The 23,372-nt window shown below is 61.7% G+C and carries 8 protein-coding genes; all 8 read right to left on the reverse strand.

Annotated elements, in window-relative coordinates:
- Positions 1-2: 2 nt before the first annotated feature.
- Positions 3-1,775, reverse strand: coding sequence for a DNA polymerase Y family protein (locus B0G69_RS00155; protein ID WP_121315132.1), 1,773 nt, complete (start codon positions 1,773-1,775; stop codon positions 3-5).
- A complete protein-coding gene (gene imuA / locus B0G69_RS00160) occupies positions 1,675-2,514 on the reverse strand; it encodes a translesion DNA synthesis-associated protein ImuA (protein WP_121315133.1) in 840 nt (279 codons plus the stop codon). Before imuA ends, B0G69_RS00155 begins: the two co-directional genes overlap by 101 nt.
- 372 nt (positions 2,515-2,886) lie before the next feature.
- A complete protein-coding gene (locus tag B0G69_RS00165; protein WP_158608912.1) occupies positions 2,887-3,654 on the reverse strand; it encodes a glycosyltransferase family A protein in 768 nt (255 codons plus the stop codon).
- Between the two features lie 145 nt (positions 3,655-3,799).
- A complete protein-coding gene (locus B0G69_RS00170) occupies positions 3,800-16,075 on the reverse strand; it encodes an Ig-like domain-containing protein (RefSeq protein ID WP_121315135.1) in 12,276 nt (4,091 codons plus the stop codon).
- Positions 16,076-16,677: 602 nt separating this feature from the next.
- Positions 16,678-17,955, reverse strand: coding sequence for an HlyD family type I secretion periplasmic adaptor subunit (locus B0G69_RS00175; protein WP_121315136.1), 1,278 nt, complete (start codon positions 17,953-17,955; stop codon positions 16,678-16,680).
- Entirely contained in the window at positions 17,952-20,063 is a 2,112-nt protein-coding gene (locus B0G69_RS00180; protein WP_241991240.1) for a type I secretion system permease/ATPase, read from the reverse strand. The genes B0G69_RS00175 and B0G69_RS00180 overlap by 4 nt, the downstream gene beginning before the upstream one ends.
- A complete protein-coding gene (locus B0G69_RS00185; RefSeq protein WP_147440677.1) occupies positions 20,060-21,652 on the reverse strand; it encodes a TolC family outer membrane protein in 1,593 nt (530 codons plus the stop codon). Before B0G69_RS00185 ends, B0G69_RS00180 begins: the two co-directional genes overlap by 4 nt.
- A gap of 666 nt (positions 21,653-22,318) precedes the next feature.
- Entirely contained in the window at positions 22,319-23,332 is a 1,014-nt protein-coding gene (locus B0G69_RS00190) for an IS110 family transposase (RefSeq protein ID WP_121315138.1), read from the reverse strand.
- Positions 23,333-23,372: the final 40 nt, after the last annotated feature.

Raw genomic sequence — 23,372 nt, forward strand, 5'->3', positions numbered from 1 at the left:
GCTCAGCCGAACAAACCCTGCAAATACCACTCGCCCTTGATCCGCTCGCGATACACCCAGAACATCTGGCCACGATCGTCGGCCGCGACGTAGTAATCACGCTCGACGATATTGCCGTCCCACCACCCCGCTTCAATCCTCTCGGTACGTGTGAGCATTGTCAGCGGCCGGCGATAGATCGGCCGCTGGTCGCGCATCATCAGGCGTAGCGGCTTGTCGAGCATCCAGAGCGGACGAGGCTGCGCAGGCAACGCGCTATCGGGCAGATCGAGCGATGACTGAGCGTCGTCTGGTTGGCCCATGGATGAAAGCGCGATTTCAGGATGCTTCGATTCGGATGTGCCTGGGGTTGCCTGGGTTGCTTGCCCCGACGCTTCACCGTCTGCGCGCCCCGCCTCTCCGGCAGCGTGCCGCAACTCATCGGTTAGCCAGGTCTTATCCGCTTTGACTTTTGTCCGTCCCTTCACGGGCGAGCGCTTCTTGCGTGAAAACGCCTGCGCCTCGTACGCATCGACGCGCATTGCCCGCTCAGGGCGATGGTCGTCCTGCACCGACATCTGCAACACGTTCTCCGGTCCCAACCTCGCGCTCAAGCGCTCGAGCAGACGCGCAATCGAATCGCCATCCGATTCGGGCATGGGGAATAACGTGTCCGACTTCCCGGCATATTCGCCGATCTGATCAGCGACCAGCTTCAACTCGATGACGGGCGCCACCAGAACGGTCTGATTCAATTTTTCCCGCAACAGCCAGATCAGATGCTCGGCATCGCGCGACGGAATCGCCCACGCGACCTTCAGACTCGATGTCTTCGGGGCATGACGGGAGGCCAATTCATGCTCGAGCAGCAACGTGTAACCGCTGAGCGCCGCATGATGCGCGCTCAACCAGCCGGCCAATTGCACGATCAGTCGACGCGCGGCGAATAACAACGCATCGGCGTTATCGACTCGCGACGGCAACTCCAGTTGTGCATGAAACGACGCCGGCGCACGAAACGCTTCACGCGGGTCGGCGCGCGTGCCGTACGCCTGCGCGAGCAGGTCTAAAATCCCGCTGCCGAAACGCCGCACGACGCCCGAGCGCGGCAAACGACGCAAATCGGCCAGCGTCGCGCAGCCGACGTGCGCGAACGCATCGCGATGCGCCGGCGCCACCGGCAGCAGCGACACGGACAAACCATCGAGCACATGCGCGAGCGACGTCTCCTTGATCACATGCCAGCGACGCCCCTGCCGGGCGCAACGTGCCTGCGCCAATAGCCACGCGCCCCACGCGGTCGGCGCACAGGCGATGCGCGCCGTATAGCCGAACTCCTTCACCGTGGCCAGCACGCGCGACAACAACGTGCGCAAGCCGCCGAACAACCTCAAGCCGGAACCGACTTCCAGCAACAGCGTGTGCGCGTCGGCGAGCGATACTTTCGGCGTGTAGGTCAGCAACGCAAGTGCCATGGCTTCGAATGCCTGAGTTTCGCGGGTAGCGTCGACGGCCAGCAGCTTGAGTCCTGGCGCCAGCGCCAATGCGTACGAGCGCGAATGGCCCGCATGCACCCCGGCACGCAATGCATCCAGGTCCGGCATCAGAACGTGCGCGTGATCGGCCAATGCATAACAGCGGCGCTCGGCGACACCTGCCGCGGCTTGCGGCTGGCTTGCCTCGCCGTCGCACGGTTCACACCGATTCGGTTTCGCGGGAAAACCATCCGGAAGCGGCGCGAGAGGCTTCACCGCTTCCAGCGACAAGAGTGGCAATGTGACTGCGATCCATAACATATTTGACCTCTGCTCCTTGAGGGCGGCCGATTCCTTTTTCCGGCAACAAGGCGCTTTGTAAAGGCAGAACGAGACGGAGAGGTTCGGCTAGCGGAGGTCCGCGACGCTTGAAGATATCGATCGACAGGCCAATCTCCTGCAGCCATTGGCGACGGTTGATCGTCTGCGCATTGGCCGGCAGGAGCGGCGCGCAGATCATTCGCAATGGCGCGGGTGAAGATTGCGCGGCCGCCTCGACAGGCCGGACCAAAAATGCCAGCGATGTGGACTCCTGAGCCGCCACTTGCAGGCGCCGGACCTTATCGGCACGCGCATTCGGCAGCCACACCAGAACCGCGCCGATGCCGTCCTGCTTCAATGCCTGAGTGGCGGCCCACAGCGCCTGATCTTCATTCGAGCGTACCCATAAGACGCGCCCGACATCGATACCCCAAGCCCTCAATGCCCCGGCACACGGCTGATAGGGAGGCGACACGAACAGGACATGCCGTTCGGTCTGCATCGTAAGCTGGCGAAGTGAATGGGCCAGCAAGCGTATTTCTCCTACACCACAATGCTCGATCAGTAATTCCGTCAGCCCCCCTGCCGACCAGCCTTGTCCCGGCAACAACCGATCCAGGGTGGCATAGCCGCTGGAAATCACGCGCGAGGCCGATTCGGCAAGCTCGTTGCCCTGCCACACCTGACGCCGCAATTGCGACGACAGCGTGGTCGTCGCAAGCTGAATCGCTGCTGCCATAGACACGCTCTTTGAATAGGGAATGCTCCGCCCTGCCCGGCATTGAGCAAGGCATAAGGCAATCGACGCTACTGTATATTTATACAGTATTTTGAGATGAATGTTAAGGCGCGCCGTAGAGGGCGATGTCGGCAGAAGCTGCCCTACGGTGCGAGAGGAGCAGGCGGCCGATCATCCCGCATTGTGGGATGATCGGCCGGGACTGCACGCCGGGCTTATGGTAGAGCGGCGTATCACGTGGCCAACGAGAGGTAAGAACTGCGAACACTGATGCAGGCGCCGGTACCCGCCCATGTCATCGACGAGGGTATCCCGATCACAGAGCTGCTCGCCTCCGGCAATGTCACACGTCGGCCTACGCCAAAACGGAAACTATTCTGGACGCAGCGAACTTGACGCACTTTTGTGCATCAACGAACGATAAAAATTGCGATCCTGTTCTTCCATTGGAAAGTCTTCCAAACTGAACGAGGTGTGGAGGTCGGGGGCCTTCAAATAACCTCGCTTGGTCACCGTGTTGTGCGGCCCCATCAAAGCAAGGTGTACATTTTTAATGTCAGGGTGCTGAAGAATACGATCCTGGCAAATAAATGCAGGCTCCTCACCGAAACGTGCGTGCTCGTCGTAACGTCGCGAATCGAGCACATGCGCCTTGTAGCAAAGGACCGCGTTGCAGCTCATATGCTCACGCACTGCCGGTACGAACAACACGCGTTGTCCACGTGGTTCGAAATACCAGTCCGCTCCTGAGCCCGCAAAACAGGCTTCATTCTGCAATAGCAAGGTAGCCATGTCATAAAGGTAGTCCGGGCCGTACCAGTCATCGTCATCCATGCTACAGATGATATCCGCACCCCACTCTTTTGCCGAATCGTTGAGCCAATTGCGTTTGGCACCCAACGGTTGGACGTTACTCACCCATGAATAACTTACGTCTCTATCACCTGTACAAAAGTATTCGTGGCGGCTGGCTTCATCACTATCATCAAGTACAAACCAGCGCAGCGCTCGAAACGGATTTCTCTGCGCATGAAAATACCGGATTGTCTGCCCGATAAGTAACTCGCGATTTCGTGTTGGCGTCACCACCGCGACCCGAAGCGTATCGATCGAGGCGTCCAGGTGATGGTAGAGCATCATATTTCTCCCCACAGCTTTTCGAATTTCCAGGGTACGTCGACTCAAATGTGAAAAAGGCGATGCGCGCGAACGCTGCATCGCCTTGATTTTCCAGACTATGGACAGTCGTCAGGGCTCTCGCCCATCCGACTGTCCGCGCCTGGCGTCAGTGCACCTGGATGCCGTGCTGGATCAGCAGGTCAGCCACGGTGTTCGAGCCCATGGAGGTATTGTGATACACGTCGTAGGCGACATTGTTCACCGTCGTCGTGCCAGTAACCTGCCATTGCGCCGAACCCGTACCAGTACCTTCAGCCAGCGTCACCGACGAGCTGCTATCGCCGCTGATCGTCATGTGCACCGTCGAGCTGAGCGAATCGGGCATGTTCAATACGTCCGTGAGCTTCAGGCTGAGCGCATTGCCACCCGTACCTTGCCCGGAGTTACCCAGGTCGAAGTTCTCGATACCCTTGACCCGCGTACCGTAGTCGGCCAGGTTAAGCGACAGACCGGACGCCTCGAACTTCATCGTATCGATGCCGAGACCGCCATCGACACGGGTGAAGTTGGTGCCGACGATACCGATCGTGTCGTTACCTGCTCCGCCCATGGCCACGTCGTGCTGGACATTCAGCGCGGTCGTGCCTGTCGTGTCGGTGCCGATGCCGTGAATCACATCGTTACCCTGGCCGCCGCTGATGATGTCCACGCCGTTCACGATCGCGGCCGCATTCGGACTAGTGTTACCTGCGTACAGTTCGTCGTCGCCTACCGTGAAGCTTTGCGTCAGCTTGGCAATCGAGCCGGTATAGACGTTGTACGCACCGCCATTCACTGCGCCGGTATCGCTTTCCCAAATCCCGTAGGCATAGTCGGAAATACCGTCACCGTTCCAGTCACCACCTGCCACGCCCGTACCTGCAAAGTCGTTCGCGTTCGCTCCCGTGTATTTGACCGCCTGACCGCTCGCGACCAGGGCGTCGATATCGGTGTTCGCCAGAAAGCCTGCCCCACCAGCCTCACCGTACACGAGATACACGGCTCCGCTGTTCGTCGCCCCGGGACTATCCGCGCCCGGTGCGCCAATCAGGAAGTCGTCAATACCGTCGCCGTTGACGTCGCCAGCCGAGGCGATGCTAAAGCCCATCTGGTTGTTGGTCGTCGTGGTATTGCTGCTGCTATAGAGAATGAAACCATTCGAGCCATCCAGCTGGCTCAGGTCCACATTCGACCAGGTATCGCCGTCAGCCTTGCCATAGATCACGTACACACGACCCGGGGCGTTATATCCAGCGCCAGCCCCGTTCCAACCGGGCGAACCGATCGCAAAGTCTTCAATACCATCGCCGTTAATGTCGCCAACACTGTTCATCGTCTGCGACTGGCCATACCACGCGTCGCCATACCATCCAGCTGCGCCGCCCGAACGGGTAGACCCGCCCAACCATTCGCCAACCTGGGTACCGGTGAGCTGGATGCCTTGCGAAGGCGTCAGGTTCTTCAAATCGAAGTCGGTCCCGAGGCCATTTGCGCTACCGAACATCAGCCAGACCTGCCCGGAGTTCGTACCGCCCGTCGCCGGATCGGCAAGCGGTTGACTAACGATGTAGTCGTTGTAACCATCGCCGTTGACGTCGCCGATCACGGCCACCACCGATCCCAGGTCCGAATCGGCATAGCCCGGTGCTGTGCTGTTCACGATCGTCTGGTTGGTTATCTCCGCACCCTTGCCATTGCTGTTGGGGCCGGTGGCCAAATACAGACCATCGGTGTACGCAACCAGGTTGCTCCAACTCGACGAGCCCGGATCTCCAGCATGACCGTACAGGACGTAATAGTTGCCGTTGCCCAGGCCGTCGAGCGAGCCGATGATCACATCGCTGTAACCGTCGCCATTAATGTCGCCGCCGGACATGGCGTTGCCGAACCATCCGCCGTCGTTGCCGTTTTTGATGAAAAAGCCGTCGGGTGACCCGTTCGTCTCAAACGAAGCAAGATCGATGGTAGCCGTCGAATCGCCTCCACGTCCAAATACGATATAGACGCGGTCGTTAAGCGTATTTGCGAGGCCAATGTCATCGTATCCGTCGCCATTGATATCGCCGAGATTCACGACGGTATAGCCCTGGTCGCCCTGATCATAGGTCGTTCCCCCATTGGCTGACGTAAGGATAATATGCATTCCCTGGTCTGCGGTGAGATTGTCGATCGACGACAGGCTCGGCACGCCGTTCGAACTGCCGTACAGCACGTAAATGTCCGAGCTCCAGGTCGCGTGAGTACCGATTTGCAAATGTGGCGCCGAGACAATGAAGTCCTCGTAGCCGTCACCGTTGACATCGCCCGCTGACGATACAGCATAACCGAGGCCGTCATTGGACTGCAAAGTGGCCGAGGTAGAAGGCGTACCAACTGTATCGATCACCAATGCGGCATTCGCATTGTTATCCAGCAAACCGACGGCCGACATATTGCCCGACGCATCGACCAGTACGGCCTTCATGTTGTACGTGCCGTCGAACATGGACGGCAGTGTCACGTTGAAGGTACCCGTGGTGCCGTTCATCGTGAGCGCAACGTCGGTCGCATAGGCAACGTCGCCCGTATCAAACACACCGTCGTTGTTCTTGTCGTCAAACAACATGACGGTGATCTTCCCTGCGGCCGCCTGCGTCGCATCCGTAGCCGACAACCCCGTCACCGTACCGGTAAAGGTCGGTGTAACAACACTCGTAATGTTGTCGGTAGAACTCACACCGTTGTCGCTCGCTGTGATCAGGTCGATCGAGAACGTCTGGAAAGTCGGCGGCGTCGTGTCCGCGTAGTCCACGTCCGTCGGCTGGCTGGAATTGCCTGCCGCATCGGTCGCGACCGCTTCCACCGTGCCGCTCGTCTGCGGCACATCCGTCGACACACTGTAATTGCCCGAGCCATCGGCCACGGTCGTGCCCGTGCTGCCGTCCGGATACGTCACCGTCACGGTCGAGCCAGCTTCGGCCGTGCCCGACACCGTCAGGCCACCATCCGCGTTCGGCGTGAGATTCACCAGCGGCGCGTCAGGCGCCGTGGTGTCCGCGTAGTTCACGTCCGTCGGCGCGCTTGCGTTGCCTGCCGGATCGGTCGCGACCGCTTCCACCGTGCCGCTCGTCTGCGGCACATCCGTCGACACACTGTAATTGCCCGAGCCATCGGCCACGGTCGTGCCCGTGCTGCCGTCCGGATAGGTCACCGTCACGGTCGAGCCAGCTTCGGCCGTGCCCGACACCGTCAGGCCACCATCCGCGTTCGGCGCGACATTCACCACCGGCGCCTGCGGCGCGGTCGTGTCCGTGTAGGCCACGTCCGTCGGCGCGCTTGCGTTGCCTGCCGGATCGGTCGCGACCGCTTCCACCGTGCCGCTCGTTTGCGGCACATCCGTCGACACACTGTAATTGCCCGAGCCATCGGCCACGGTCGAGCCCGTGCTGCCGTCCGGGTAGGTCACCGTCACCGTCGAGCCAGCTTCGGCCGTGCCCGACACCGTCGGGCCACCCTCCGCGTTCGGCGTGAGATTCACCAGCGGCGCGTCAGGCGCAGTGGTGTCCGCGTAGTTCACGTCCGTCGGCGCGCTTGCGTTGCCTGCCGGATCGGTCGCGACCGCCTCCACCGTGCCGCTCGTCTGCGGCACATCCGTCGACACCGAATAGTTGCCCGAGCCGTCCGCCACGGTCGAGCCCGTGCTGCCATCCGGGTAGGTCACCGTCACCGTCGAGCCCGGCTCGGCCGTGCCACCCACCGTCAGGCCACCATCGGCGTTCGGCGTCACGTTCACCACCGGCGCCTGCGGCGCGGTCGTGTCCGTGTAGGCCACGTCCGTCGGCGCGCTTGCGTTGCCTGCCGGATCGGTCGCGACCGCTTCCACCGTGCCGCTCGTCTGCGGCACATCCGTCGACACCGAATAATTGCCCGAGGCGTCCGCCACGGTCGAGCCCGTGCTGCCGTCCGGGTAGGTCACCGTCACCGTCGAGCCAGCTTCCGCCGTGCCCGACACCGTCAGGCCACCCTCCGCGTTCGGCGTGAGATTCACCAGCGGCGCGTCAGGCGCAGTGGTGTCCGCGTAGTTCACGTCCGTCGGCGCGCTTGCGTTGCCTGCCGGATCGGTCGCGACCGCCTCCACCGTGCCGCTGGTCTGCGGCACATCCGTCGACACACTGTAATTGCCCGAGCCGTCGGCCACGGTCGTGCCCGTGCTGCCATCCGGATACGTCACCGTCACCGTCGAGCCCGGCTCGGCCGTGCCACCCACCGTCAGGCCACCGTCCGCGTTCGGCGTCACGTTCACCACCGGCGCCTGCGGCGCGGTCGTGTCCGTGTAGGCCACGTCCGTCGGCGCACTTTCATTGCCCGAGCGGTCCGTTGCCACGGCTTCCACCGTGCCGCTCGTCTGCGGAACGTCCGTCGACACCGAGTAATTGCCCGAGCCATCGGCCACGGTCGTGCCCGTGCTGCCGTCCGGATAGGTCACCGTCACGGTCGAGCCAGCTTCGGCCGTGCCCGACACCGTCAGGCCACCGTCCGCGTTCGGCGCGACATTCACCACCGGCGCCTGCGGCGGCGTCGTATCACCATAATCGACATCGGTCGGTGCGCTGGTATTGCCCGCCTTGTCGGTGGCCACCGCTTCCACCGTGCCTTCCGTCTGCGGCACATCCGTCGACACCGAGTAGTTGCCCGAGGCGTCCGCCACGGTCGAACCCGTGCTGCCGTCCGGGTAGGTCACCGTCACCGTCGAGCCAGCTTCGGCCGTGCCCGACACCGTCAGGCCACCCTCCGCGTTCGGCGTGAGATTCACCAGCGGCGCGTCAGGCGCCGTGGTGTCCGCGTAGTTCACGTCCGTCGGCGCGCTTGCGTTGCCTGCCGGATCGGTCGCGACCGCCTCCACCGTGCCGCTCGTCTGCGGCACATCCGTCGACACCGAGTAGTTGCCCGAAGCGTCCGCCACGGTCGAGCCCGTGCTGCCGTCCGGATAGGTCACCGTCACGGTCGAGCCCGGCTCGGCCGTGCCACCCACCGTCAGGCCACCATCGGCGTTCGGCGTCACATTGACCACCGGCGCCTGCGGCGCGGTCGTGTCCGTGTAATTCACATCGGTCGGCGCGCTGGTATTGCCCGCGGCGTCCTTTGCCACGGCTTCCACCGTGCCACTCGTCTGCGGTACGTCCGTCGACACCGAGTAGTTGCCCGAGCCATCGGCCACGGTCGAGCCCGTGCTGCCGTCCGGATACGTCACCGTCACGGTCGAGCCCGGCTCGGCCGTGCCACCCACCGTCAGGCCACCATCGGCGTTCGGCGTCACGTTCACCACCGGCGCCTGCGGCGCGGTCGTGTCCGTGTAGTTCACGTCCGTCGGCGCGCTTGCGTTGCCTGCCGGATCGGTCGCGACCGCTTCCACCGTGCCGCTCGTCTGCGGCACATCCGTCGACACCGAATAGTTGCCCGAGCCGTCCGCCACGGTCGAGACCGTGCTGCCGTCCGGGTAGGTCACCGTCACCGTCGAGCCCGGCTCGGCCGTGCCACCCACCGTCAGGCCACCATCGGCGTTCGGCGTCACGTTCACCACCGGCGCCTGCGGCGCGGTCGTGTCCGTGTAGGCCACGTCCGTCGGCGCACTTTCATTGCCCGAGCGGTCCGTTGCCACGGCTTCCACCGTGCCGCTCGTCTGCGGAACGTCCGTCGACACCGAGTAATTGCCCGAGCCATCGGCCACGGTCGTGCCCGTGCTGCCGTCCGGATAGGTCACCGTCACGGTCGAGCCAGCTTCGGCCGTGCCCGACACCGTCAGGCCACCGTCCGCGTTCGGCGCGACATTCACCACCGGCGCCTGCGGCGGCGTCGTATCACCATAATCGACATCGGTCGGTGCGCTGGTATTGCCCGCCTTGTCGGTGGCCACCGCTTCCACCGTGCCTTCCGTCTGCGGCACATCCGTCGACACCGAGTAGTTGCCCGAGGCGTCCGCCACGGTCGAACCCGTGCTGCCGTCCGGGTAGGTCACCGTCACCGTCGAGCCAGCTTCGGCCGTGCCCGACACCGTCAGGCCACCCTCCGCGTTCGGCGTGAGATTCACCAGCGGCGCGTCAGGCGCCGTGGTGTCCGCGTAGTTCACGTCCGTCGGCGCGCTTGCGTTGCCTGCCGGATCGGTCGCGACCGCCTCCACCGTGCCGCTCGTCTGCGGCACATCCGTCGACACCGAGTAGTTGCCCGAAGCGTCCGCCACGGTCGAGCCCGTGCTGCCGTCCGGATAGGTCACCGTCACGGTCGAGCCCGGCTCGGCCGTGCCACCCACCGTCAGGCCACCATCGGCGTTCGGCGTCACATTGACCACCGGCGCCTGCGGCGCGGTCGTGTCCGTGTAATTCACATCGGTCGGCGCGCTGGTATTGCCCGCGGCGTCCTTTGCCACGGCTTCCACCGTGCCACTCGTCTGCGGTACGTCCGTCGACACCGAGTAGTTGCCCGAGCCATCGGCCACGGTCGAGCCCGTGCTGCCGTCCGGATACGTCACCGTCACGGTCGAGCCCGGCTCGGCCGTGCCACCCACCGTCAGGCCACCATCGGCGTTCGGCGTCACGTTCACCACCGGCGCCTGCGGCGCGGTCGTGTCCGTGTAGTTCACGTCCGTCGGCGCGCTTGCGTTGCCTGCCGGATCGGTCGCGACCGCTTCCACCGTGCCGCTCGTCTGCGGCACATCCGTCGACACCGAATAGTTGCCCGAGCCGTCCGCCACGGTCGAGACCGTGCTGCCGTCCGGGTAGGTCACCGTCACCGTCGAGCCCGGCTCGGCCGTGCCACCCACCGTCAGGCCACCATCGGCGTTCGGCGTCACGTTCACCACCGGCGCCTGCGGCGCGGTCGTGTCCGTGTAGGCCACGTCCGTCGGCGCACTTTCATTGCCCGAGCGGTCCGTTGCCACGGCTTCCACCGTGCCGCTCGTCTGCGGCACATCCGTCGATACACTGTAATTGCCCGAGCCATCGGCCACGGTCGTGCCCGTGCTGCCGTCCGGATACGTCACCGTCACGGTCGAGCCAGCTTCGGCCGTGCCCGACACCGTCAGGCCACCGTCCGCGTTCGGCGCGACATTCACCACCGGCGCCTGCGGCGGCGTCGTATCACCATAATCGACATCGGTCGGTGCGCTGGTATTGCCCGCCTTGTCGGTGGCCACCGCTTCCACCGTGCCTTCCGTCTGCGGCACGTCCGTCGACACCGAGTAGTTGCCCGAGGCGTCCGCCACGGTCGAACCCGTGCTGCCGTCCGGATAGGTCACCGTCACCGTCGAGCCAGCTTCCGCCGTGCCCGACACCGTCAGGCCACCATCGGCGTTCGGCGTGAGATTCACCAGCGGCGCGTCAGGCGCCGTGGTGTCCGCGTAGTTCACGTCCGTCGGCGCGCTTGCGTTGCCTGCCGGATCGGTCGCGACCGCCTCCACCGTGCCGCTCGTCTGCGGCACATCCGTCGACACCGAATAGTTGCCCGAGCCGTCCGCCACGGTCGAGCCCGTGCTGCCATCCGGATAGGTCACCGTCACCGTCGAGCCCGGCTCGGCCGTACCACCCACCGTCAGGCCACCGTCCGCGTTCGGCGTCACGTTCACCACCGGCGCCTGCGGCGCGGTCGTGTCCGTGTAGTTCACATCGGTCGGCGCGCTTGCGTTGCCTGCCGGATCGGTCGCGACCGCCTCCACCGTGCCGCTCGTCTGCGGCACGTCCGTCGACACACTGTAATTGCCCGAGCCATCGGCCACGGTCGTGCCCGTGCTGCCGTCCGGATACGTCACCGTCACGGTCGAGCCCGGCTCGGCCGTGCCACCCACCGTCAGGCCACCATCGGCGTTCGGCGTCACATTGACCACCGGCGCCTGCGGCGCGGTCGTGTCCGTGTAGGCCACGTCCGTCGGCGCACTTTCATTGCCCGAGCGGTCCGTTGCCACGGCTTCCACCGTGCCGCTCGTCTGCGGCACATCCGTCGACACCGAATAGTTGCCCGAGCCGTCCGCCACGGTCGAGACCGTGCTGCCGTCCGGGTAGGTCACCGTCACCGTCGAGCCCGGCTCGGCCGTACCACCCACCGTCAGGCCACCGTCCGCGTTCGGCGTCACGTTCACCACCGGCGCCTGCGGCGCGGTCGTGTCCGTGTAGGCCACGTCCGTCGGCGCGCTTGCGTTGCCTGCCGGATCGGTCGCGACCGCTTCCACCGTGCCGCTGGTCTGCGGCACATCCGTCGACACACTGTAATTGCCCGAGCCATCGGCCACGGTCGTGCCCGTGCTGCCGTCCGGATAGGTCACCGTCACGGTCGAGCCCGGCTCGGCCGTGCCACCCACCGTCACGCCACCATCGGCGTTCGGCGTCACGTTCACCACCGGCGCCTGCGGCGCGGTCGTGTCCGTGTAGTTCACATCGGTCGGCGCGCTTGCGTTGCCTGCCGGATCGGTCGCGACCGCTTCCACCGTGCCGCTCGTCTGCGGCACATCCGTCGACACCGAGTAGTTGCCCGAGGCGTCCGCCACGGTCGAACCCGTGCTGCCGTCCGGATAGGTCACCGTCACCGTCGAGCCAGCTTCCGCCGTGCCCGACACCGTCAGGCCACCCTCCGCGTTCGGCGTGAGATTCACCAGCGGCGCGTCAGGCGCCGTGGTGTCCGCGTAGTTCACGTCCGTCGGCGCGCTTGCGTTGCCTGCCGGATCGGTCGCGACCGCCTCCACCGTGCCGCTGGTCTGCGGCACATCCGTCGACACACTGTAATTGCCCGAGCCATCGGCCACGGTCGTGCCCGTGCTGCCGTCCGGATACGTCACCGTCACGGTCGAGCCCGGCTCGGCCGTACCACCCACCGTCAGGCCACCATCGGCGTTCGGCGTCACGTTCACCACCGGCGCCTGCGGCGCGGTCGTGTCCGTGTAGTTCACATCGGTCGGCGCACTTTCATTGCCCGAGCGGTCCGTTGCCACAGCTTCCACCGTGCCGCTCGTCTGCGGCACGTCCGTCGACACACTGTAATTGCCCGAGCCATCGGCCACGGTCGTGCCCGTGCTGCCGTCCGGATACGTCACCGTCACGGTCGAGCCCGGCTCGGCCGTGCCACCCACCGTCAGGCCACCATCGGCGTTCGGCGTCACATTGACCACCGGCGCCTGCGGCGCGGTCGTGTCCGTGTAGGCCACGTCCGTCGGCGCACTTTCATTGCCCGAGCGGTCCGTTGCCACGGCTTCCACCGTGCCGCTCGTCTGCGGCACATCCGTCGACACCGAATAGTTGCCCGAGCCGTCCGCCACGGTCGAGACCGTGCTGCCGTCCGGGTAGGTCACCGTCACCGTCGAGCCCGGCTCGGCCGTACCACCCACCGTCAGGCCACCGTCCGCGTTCGGCGCGACATTCACCACCGGCGCCTGCGGCGGCGTCGTATCACCATAATCGACATCGGTCGGTGCGCTGGTATTGCCCGCCTTGTCGGTGGCCACCGCTTCCACCGTGCCTTCCGTCTGTGGCACATCCGTCGACACCGAGTAGTTGCCCGAGGCGTCCGCCACGGTCGAACCCGTGCTGCCGTCCGGGTAGGTCACCGTCACCGTCGAGCCAGCTTCCGCCGTGCCCGACACCGTCAGGCCACCGTCCGCGTTCGGCGTCACGTTCACCACCGGCGCCTGCGGCGCGGTCGTGTCCGCGTAGTTCACGTCCGTCGGCGCGCTTGCGTTGCCTGCCGGATCGGTCGCGACCGCCTCCACCGTGCCGCTCGTCTGCGGCACATCCGTCGACACACTGTAATTGCCCGAGCCATCGGCCACGGTCGTGCCCGTGCTGCCATCCGGATAGGTCACCGTCACGGTCGAGCCCGGCTCGGCCGTGCCACCCACCGTCAGGCCACCCTCCGCGTTCGGCGTCACGTTCACCACCGGCGCCTGCGGCGCGGTCGTGTCCGTGTAGTTCACATCGGTCGGCGCGCTTGCGTTGCCTGCCGGATCGGTCGCGACCGCTTCCACCGTGCCGCTCGTCTGCGGCACGTCCGTCGATACCGAGTAATTGCCCGAGCCATCGGCCACGGCCGTGCCCGTGCTGCCGTCCGGGTAGGTCACCGTCACGGTCGAGCCCGGCTCGGCCGTGCCCCCCACCGTCAGGCCACCATCGGCGTTCGGCGTCACGTTCACCACCGGCGCCTGCGGCGCGGTCGTGTCCGTGTAGGCCACGTCCGTCGGCGCACTTTCATTGCCCGAGCGGTCCGTTGCCACGGCTTCCACCGTGCCGCTGGTCTGCGGCACATCCGTCGACACCGAGTAATTGCCCGAGCCATCGGCCACGGCCGTGCCCGTGCTGCCGTCCGGATACGTCACCGTCACGGTCGAGCCAGCTTCGGCCGTGCCCGACACCGTCAGGCCACCGTCCGCGTTCGGCGCGACATTCACCACCGGCGCCTGCGGCGGCGTCGTATCACCATAATCGACATCGGTCGGTGCGCTGGTATTGCCCGCCTTGTCGGTGGCCACCGCTTCCACCGTGCCTTCCGTCTGTGGCACATCCGTCGTCACCGAGTAGTGACCCGATGCATCGGCCACGGTCGTGCCCGTGCTGCCGTCCGGGTAGGTCACCGTCACCGTCGAGCCAGCTTCGGCCGTGCCCGACACCGTCAGGCCACCCTCCGCGTTCGGCGTGAGATTCACCAGCGGCGCGTCAGGCGCCGTGGTGTCCGCGTAGTTCACGTCCGTCGGCGCGCTTGCGTTGCCTGCCGGATCGGTCGCGACCGCTTCCACCGTGCCGCTGGTCTGCGGCACATCCGTCGACACACTGTAATTGCCCGAGCCATCGGCCACGGTCGTGCCCGTGCTGCCGTCCGGATAGGTCACCGTCACGGTCGAGCCCGGCTCGGCCGTGCCACCCACCGTCACGCCACCATCGGCGTTCGGCGTCACGTTCACCACCGGCGCCTGCGGCGCGGTCGTGTCCGTGTAGTTCACATCGGTCGGCGCGCTTGCGTTGCCTGCCGGATCGGTCGCGACCGCTTCCACCGTGCCGCTCGTCTGCGGCACATCCGTCGACACACTGTAATTGCCCGAGCCATCGGCCACGGCCGAGCCCGTGCTGCCATCCGGATAGGTCACCGTCACCGTCGAGCCCGGCTCGGCCGTGCCACCCACCGTCACGCCACCATCGGCGTTCGGCGTCACATTGACCACCGGCGCCTGCGGCGCGGTCGTGTCCGTGTAGTTCACGTCCGTCGGATCACTCGCGTTGCCCGCCGGATCGGTGGCGACCACTTCCACCGTGCCGCTCGTCTGCGGCACGTCTGTCGACACCGAATAGTTACCCGAGCCGTCCGCCACGGTCGAGACCGTGCTGCCGTCCGGATACGTCACCGTCACGGTCGAGCCCGGCTCGGCTGTGCCCCCAACCGTCAGGCCACCGTCCGCGTTCGGCGTCACATTCACCACCGGCGCCTGCGGCGGGTTCGTGTCCGTGTAGTTCACGTCCGTCGGATCACTCGCGTTGCCCGCCGGATCGGTTGCGACCACTTCCACCGTGCCGCTCGTCTGCGGCTCGTCCGTCGACACCGAGTAGTTGCCCGAACCGTCCGCCACGGTCGAGACCGTGCTGCCGTCCGGATAGGTCACCGTCACGGTCGAGCCCGGCTCGGCCGTACCGCCCACCGTCAGGCCACCATCGGCGTTCGGCGTCACGTTCACCACCGGCGCCTGCGGCGGGTTCGTGTCCGTGTAGTTCACATCCGTCGGACCACTCACATGGCCCGCCGGATCGGTCGCGACCGCCTCCACCGTGCCGCTCGACTGCGGCACGTCCGTCGACACCGAGTAGTTGCCCGAGGCATCCGCCACTGCATTCGACTTGCTGCCATCAGGCCAAGTGACCGTCACCGTATGACCAGGTATTGCATGACCCGTGGCCACAAGTGAACCGTCGTGCCCCTGTGTGAGCGACATCGTCGGCGAATCTACCTTGGTGCTTGCCGGCTTGTCTGAATCACCACCACTACTGGCAGCGAGGCCAATCGCCCCACCCGCAATACCCAGACCACCCAGAATCATCGCCAACGCGCCCAGACCCGAATCGTCGTGAAGCAACAGCGGCTCTACCGTGTCGATCGACGAGAATACGCCCTCAGGATGCGCTGCACCCAACGACGATTCGTCGAGCAGCCACAGACCATCGTCACTCTGCAGCACGAGGTCACTATGAACATTTCCAACAGTATTAAAAAACCCGTGAATTACGATCACTTCGCCAGACACGGTGTTGATGACGAGAGCATCCCCGCTGCGCGCAATTGACTTGATCTCGACGCGCCGCAATGGCAGTTCGACTACCGACGGAGAAACCAGCTTGACATCGGACGTAGTCAGATACGTTTGCGCATGTGACTTTTTGTCAACAATGGTGATATTTTCAGACATGTTCCACACCTTCCTAAAGGTAACAGGGCACCAACAACGCAGATCTACCGGCTATCGGCATAAGATTTGAGGCACTACCGGCGATTCTGCACGGACCACTGCCACACTTAAATCGCAATTCTTCTAAAAGTGCCTTCCCACACTCCGCCTCATCCGAGAATTCGCTCCGCTTGCCAATAAGACACGACGGACGTCGATTGAACGATAAGGGTTCACGCCCTAATCGGTCACTGCACGTAACGCGATAGAACTCATTGGGCGTGAACTTGCGCAACCGCCCGACGATGTCGTTAGGCTGTGGCCATCGCGACCTGTCGGGCCGGCTCGACCGAACCGACCGACGTCGGCATGAATTACCTTCTCTTCCTGAGTCATAATGGACTCCTTACTATTACGGTAGGACACCACCGCTACGGTGACGTCCTCTTCATCACTCTCCGCCAGCACGATAAATCAACCACTGACGGGCAGATTTAGTCTGATTCACTGAAGAGAATCTCTGCTTCCGAACCCGACTGAATTCAGCTCAGTCGCATCGTGCGACATCACCACAAACTTTCGGAGATATTCTCGGCCAAAATGCCAGCCTCCCAGGCCAGAGCCTATCTCTCACGAAGGGCCTCGCGCGCCCGATTCAACGGCTTTATGAGGTACTCCAGCACCGTCTTGCTTCCTGTACGTATGTCTACAGTAGCCACCATGCCAGGCACGATGGGAAATATCTTTCCCTTCCGGTTCACCAGGTGGTCGGCGTCGGTCCGTATATAGACCCGGTAGTAATAGACGTCGCGCTTCACCTCGTCCTGAATCGTATCCGGCGAAATGACGGTCACCTTCCCGCGCAAACCACCGTAGATTGAATAGTCGTACGCCGTTATCTTGACCATTGCCTCCTGGCCGGGATGAATGAATGCCACATCACGTGGAGAAATCCGCGCCTCGACAAGAAGCTTCTCATCCATTGGAACAATCGTCATGAGTTCACCCCCAGGAGCGACAACACCGCCATGAGTGGTCACCGCGATATTCTTGACCACTCCCCTGACAGGCGATTTGAACGTTAAATGCGTAAGACTATCCTCTCTGCCTCGAGTAACGGATCGCTGCGCATCGACCTCGGCGTTCGCCCTTGCCAATTCCTCACGGGCCTTAACGTAGTAGTCGTTGCGCGCATCGTTTTGCTTGCCTTCCAGATCCGCAATCTGACGCTTCAATCGAAGTACCTCTACATCACTAGCAGCCCCTTTAGTAACAAGAGGCAGAGTCATATCAAGCTCACGCCTGATCAGATCTATCGACCGGCTCAAATCCGACAGCGTTGAATTCAAAGCCTTTTGCCGCGATTGGAACAATGAAGTTTCGCTGAGCACCAGATCCTTATCCAGCGCAACATCAGGCGGGAAAACGAGGGCCGTTCCGTTGACCTCGGCTGTGAGTCGCGCAGCGGTTGCCGCGGCTGCCCGTAGCTTCGACGCACTCTCTTCGACCGTCGCCTCGTAGCGCGTACGATCGAGTTGAGCAATGACTTGTCCCGCCTGTACGATATCTCCCTCTCTAACGTGCAACTCCACCAGTATTCCACCCTCCTGCGATTGGATGACCTGCTCCTTCGAGCTCGGAATGACCTTCCCGACACCACTCGAGACTTCGTCCAACCTGAAGATCGCCGCCCACCCAAGAAAGACAACGACCATCAGAGCAATGATCCACGTAATACGGCTTTCCCGCGGCGGAGTTGATGAAATTGGCGTTCTGCTAAAAAACGTTTTCGAATCGCTCTTTACAGATCCTTCGAGCAATTTCTCTGGTCCGGCGACTCCCCCTCTTCGACCAGAACCCGCCTTTTCGGCAGCACCAAGATCAATGTCATCTAATTTCATCGAGATAGCGCTCCAATAACTTGGTCTTTGGAACCGTCCATCACTACGCGACCACCATCGAGCACAATGATTCTGTCGACCAGTTCCAAAACCGGCATCCGATGAGTTGCAATCACGAGCGTTCGAGATCCAAGCCAACTTTTCATCGATTGAATAACATGGCGCTCACTACCTTCGTCAAAGCTGGAGGTTGGCTCATCCAGTAAAACGATTTGCGAGTCGCACAACAGCGTCCGCGCAAGTAGAAGTGATTGACGCTGGCCACCAGAAAGACTCGCCCCACCTTCAAGAATAAGCTCATCGAGTCCCTTGGGACGAGACTGAACAAACGGCAACACGCCCACCATCTGCATTGCAGCCGCGACCATTTCATCCGAGGCCATTGGCGCTCCAAGTTTTAAATTCTCACGTATGGTTCCGTAAAAGAGTTGCGCTCGTTGGCCAAGCAATGCCATATCACGACGCACATCCGCAGGATCAATAAGCCTGAGTTGCGTACCATCCAGAATGACGTCCCCTTCCTGTGGTGACCGAAGGCCAGCGAGCACTTGAAGGAGAGTCGACTTACCCGCACCCATGCGCCCCAGCAAGGCAATCTTCTCTCCTGCGCGAATTTCCAGGCGCGGCACCGTGAGGGTCGGAGCACGATCGTCCTTTCCATACTTGAAACTCACTCGATCGAGGGTGTAGTTCCCAGCAATGGACGGGCGATGAACAAGGCGCTCATGCGTCGCTTGATCCACCGGCCGCTCCATCAGTTCATCCAGCCCCTTACGCGCCACCTTTGCCTGCTGCCAACGCGCGAAGACACCAGAAAGTTGAGCAAGAGGAGAGATCATTCGCGACGACAACAGAGAGGCCCCAACGAGAGTGCCTGTCGTCATATCGCCTTTCATAACCATGAAACTGCCGATCAGCAGCATGACGGCATAGACAATACTCTGAACCTCCTGCGTCCAGGTCATTAGCAAATTGACGATGGATCTCTGCTTCATACTCACCGAAGCGGAGACCGCGTTCACTTCATTCCATTGACTTTGGAATTTTTCCTCCGCGCGGAGCAGCTTTATATCTTCAATTCCCTGGACCGTCTCCACCAACATTGCATTTCGCAATGCAGATTCACGCGTCCCCTCATTGGAGAGTCTGGCTAACGGACGCTGAACGAGCAGACCGGGTATAACCAGCAGTGGAACTGCAGCCAGCGTGACAAACACCAACTGTCCCGCCACTAACCACATAACCACCAGGAACAGAAAAAAGAAAGGAAGATCGGCTGCTGCGCCGACGGTCGTAGAGGTCATCAACTCGCGTACCTGCTCCAGTTCACGTAGTTGGGCAATGAAGGAACCCGTGGAACGTGGCCGAGCTTCGTTACGGATACGCAAGGCGTGCCCGAACACAACATCCGTGATCTTCAGATCTGCTCGCTTACCCGTCAAATCCGAGATGCGCGCGCGCGCCAGGCGCAAGACAAACTCAAATGCAATAGCCAACAAAACGCCACTGAAAAGCACCCATAGAGTTGCTTCCGATTGAGCCGGAATCACACGGTCGTACACCTGCGTCGAAAATAAGACACCGGCGAGCGCGAGGAGATTGGCAACTAGCGACGCGACCATTACGTCAACATACCGCGGCCACTCCTTGAGAGCGATTCCCCAAAACCAGCTCTTCTGGTACGGTTTCACATAATCATCTACGCGAATATCCGGCGCCGACTGCAAAGGTCGCAGAATAGCAACGCGCCGCACCTTTTCATTCAATGCGTCGATATGCAAAATTGTGCGAACGCCTCCTTCGCCACTGACAGTCGACGTCACTCGCCCACTACCGTCGATCGACGTCATAACGCATACCATGCCGTCGTTCAGCTCAACCACGGCGGGAAGATTCCACGCATCCAGTTTGGCTTGCTCCGTTGGCAAGAACCTGAGCGAGAGGCCGACTCGTCTAGCCATTCCAACGAGTAGATTTTCTTCTGCGGCTCCCTCCTGCCACACCAAGCCTATCCGAACAGTCTCTTCGGAAACACCCAGTCGATAGTGACTTGCCACAACCAGCATGGCGTCGAGCCATCGCTGCTGTAATAGACGAGTGTCCATCATCGATTCCCCTCCAAACCTGGTGCAGCATCCGCGCAGATACCATAGAATTCGTTTCCAGCGCCCGTCGCAGCTACGTAATCAACCACGCCAATCCAGTAATCGTGCTGAACCTGCGTTTCATCCGAGGCGGCCTGAAAAAACTCTTCCTCGGTACTGAGCAAATCGAGAATGGACCGCGAACCAAGCTTGTATTGCTCCTGGTAGAGATCGCGCGCGCTTTCCAGACTTGCCTTTCTCGCAGCAAGATCAGTTACCCGATTCTTCGCTCCAAGCGCTTGTTCGCGAGAATCGAGCGCCGCGTCCATACTGTCTAACTGAGCTCGCTCTATGCGTGAACGCGCGGCATCAAGCGCATAATTGGCCGCGTTAACTTGCGCGTTTAGCGCACCGCCCTGGAAAGCATTCCATGTCAGCGTAACCATTAGGGTATGGTTCGAACCATTACGTGCGAAGGTGGTGGGATTTATACCCGTCAGGTTTTTGTTTAGCGTGTAATCAAGGGAAACCGTCGGCAATCGATCTGCGCGTGCCGCGTCAAGCTGCTTCTGGGAGATTTCTGCCTCCGCCTGGGCAACCATGACGTCGGGCATCAAATTCGTATCCGGATCGACACTCAATGACTTTCCGGACGCCTGTTCCAAGGAGAGGGGAGCGACCTGTGCCGAAAGCTCGCTACCAATTAGCGTATGCAAATGCTGTCGAGCACGCTGGCTTTGTGCGCGCATTTCTCCCAAGCTGGCTCGCGCACCATGAAGCCGCGCACCAGCCTGGATTGGATCCGAACGCGTGCTAACGCCGGCACTCGCACGTAACTCTGCCATCTCGTACACTCGCTCCATTGCGCTAACCTGATCCTCCGCGATGCGGACAAGCGCTTGATAGCGACTTACGTTGACATATGCTTCGGCCGTCTGTCTTTCAACCGATTGAATCTCCCTCAAGACTTCCGCACGTTGGCGCTTCACAGTTGCACTAGCTTGACCAACCGCGCTCTTGACTTTATTGAAGTCATAGATCATCTGGGTAATCTCAACCGATGTGGTGCTTGCCCTACCCGTAGGAGAGCTATTCCCGCCACCCAAACCCGTCGTCACCTTGGGGAAGTAACCTGCACGCGCTACATCGATGCCGACGCCTGCCTGCGAGAGCTGGGAGATCGCGTCGGCAATAGATGGATAATGATTTAGCGCTAGTCGAACCGATTGATTAAGCCCTAGTGCTGCCCCGTCTGCCGACTGCCCTGTCGAACCGGACTGAGTATCAACACCCGTCAATTCAGGTCTTGATGCGTCTGGCTGCAGCTTGTTGCTTTGCATATCCGGAATAGACGAAGATGCTGGACTCGATGCTCCCCGGGAAGAACTCGGCTCGGCTTGCGCTGCATAAGTGCCTGCTGCAGCAGATATCAATGTCAAGCACAACACCGTGGAGCGCAGCAATGTACCGAAATGCCCACCGGTCATATCGGAATGCCCTTCTGTGCACGGGTTGCCGTTATTCATTACATCACCTCGTTCAATTTTTTCCGCCATACCTGTTTTTTCTTTTTTTTCGGATGCACAAAAAATCAACGCTCTAACCACTTCCACGCCCCCTTAAACACGAGGAAACAAACGAACGGCGGCTGCATATTACTTTTTCCATTTTCAATGACATACAACATCCGACGTACGTAGATTTTCCGGTATCCAGTCGCCTGTCACACTTTTCTTTCGAATGCTTCGAGGCGGCAGCGATATCTGGCGTGTGTATTCGTAGACCGAATTAAATGTCTCACAGCTACGCCGGTAAAAATGTCAACTTTAGAAAAGTTGGATCGCCGCATAGCTAAAAACCATGGGAGACGAGGATTCACAGCTGTCCAATTGAACACGGCGGCACTCGTTGAGCCGCTCCGGATCTTGTGGAGGTGTAATCGTCGAGTTGTGTCGGACGGGCTGATGGGTCTCTCAATTACCGCCGCGTATAGCACTGTAGAAACCGCCTATATCCATACATGGACTCTCGCCTATGAGCAAGATCGGTTTGCATTTTGAGGGTCACGACTGCGTCCGTACATTCGGCTTCTGATGTGCTTGCTGCTGCACGAGCCATCATGGAAATTTGCGCGCTTGCTCCTCATCGGCCTTCTGGCTTCGTACTGCAGCCGCCGGATATATCAGGATCTGCAAGCGCCGGTCCGACCGGTTCGCCATGCTTGCTGCTTCTTGCGCAATCGCGAAAGAAATAAAGCAATACTCAATATCTGTTGCCTGTTACGCAACTCGGAAGCAGCCGTTACCTGTCAATATTGCCCAGGCAATGCGCGCCGTCTTGTTCGCCAGGGCGATCGCAGCAATGCTCACGTGGCGGCGTTGCATCACAGCCTTGATCCAGCGACTGTGCCGATCGTCGCGACGGTTCACGAAGTGCATGACCGCGCGGGCGCCCTGTACAAGCAGGGTTCTCAGATAGGTGTCGCCGCGTTTTGTGATACCGCCTAACCTGGTTTTGCCTCCGCTGGATTTTTGCCTCGGCGTCAGCCCCAGCCAGGCCGCAAACTGCCGGCCGTTCCTGAACTGGGACGGATCACCGACACTGCTGACGAGCGCGGTCGCGATCACTGGCCCGATTCCTGGAACGGTAGCGAGCCGTTGGCAAGCTTCGTTGCTCTTGAAGATCTCCGCTATCTCGGCAGCAAGTTCGTCGAGCCATTGCTGCAGTGCCTTCAGTTGCTCGAGGTACATCGAGCCAAGCCGTCTGAGCAATGCGGTAATGCGGGCATCGGGATTGTTGACGAGCTCAACCACTCCCTTTCTCAATTGCGGAAGCCCGACCGCGAAGATCACCCCCTCTTCAGCAAACATGCTCCGGATCTGATTCGATTTCGCTGTCCGCTCCTGGATGAGCCGTTGGCGCATGCGATGAACCGACTGCAGCGACTGCTGTTCAGCGCTCTTGATCGCAACGAAGTGAATGCCTGAGCGCGTCACTGCCGCGCAAATCGCCGCCGCGTCATTCGCGTCGTTCTTGCCACCGAGCAGAAACGGCTTCACATATTGTGTCGGCAGCAGGCGGACCGTGTGTCCCAACGCGGTTAGCTCACGGGCCCAGAAATGGGAGCCGTGACAGGCCTCGATACCAACCAGACTGGATTCCAGTTTTGCGAAGAACTTCAACACCTCAGCTCGGCGAAGTTTCCGCTGCACAACGGTCTTGCCATGGCGATCGACGCCATGAACCTGAAACACGTTCTTTGCGATATCCAGACCAATGGTAAGTGCAGGCATTGACGTTCTCCCGGGAATTGGTGAGGTAAGTGTCGCCCCG

The organism is Paraburkholderia sp. RAU2J (assembly GCF_003634845.1).
Lineage (GTDB): Bacteria > Pseudomonadota > Gammaproteobacteria > Burkholderiales > Burkholderiaceae > Paraburkholderia > Paraburkholderia fynbosensis.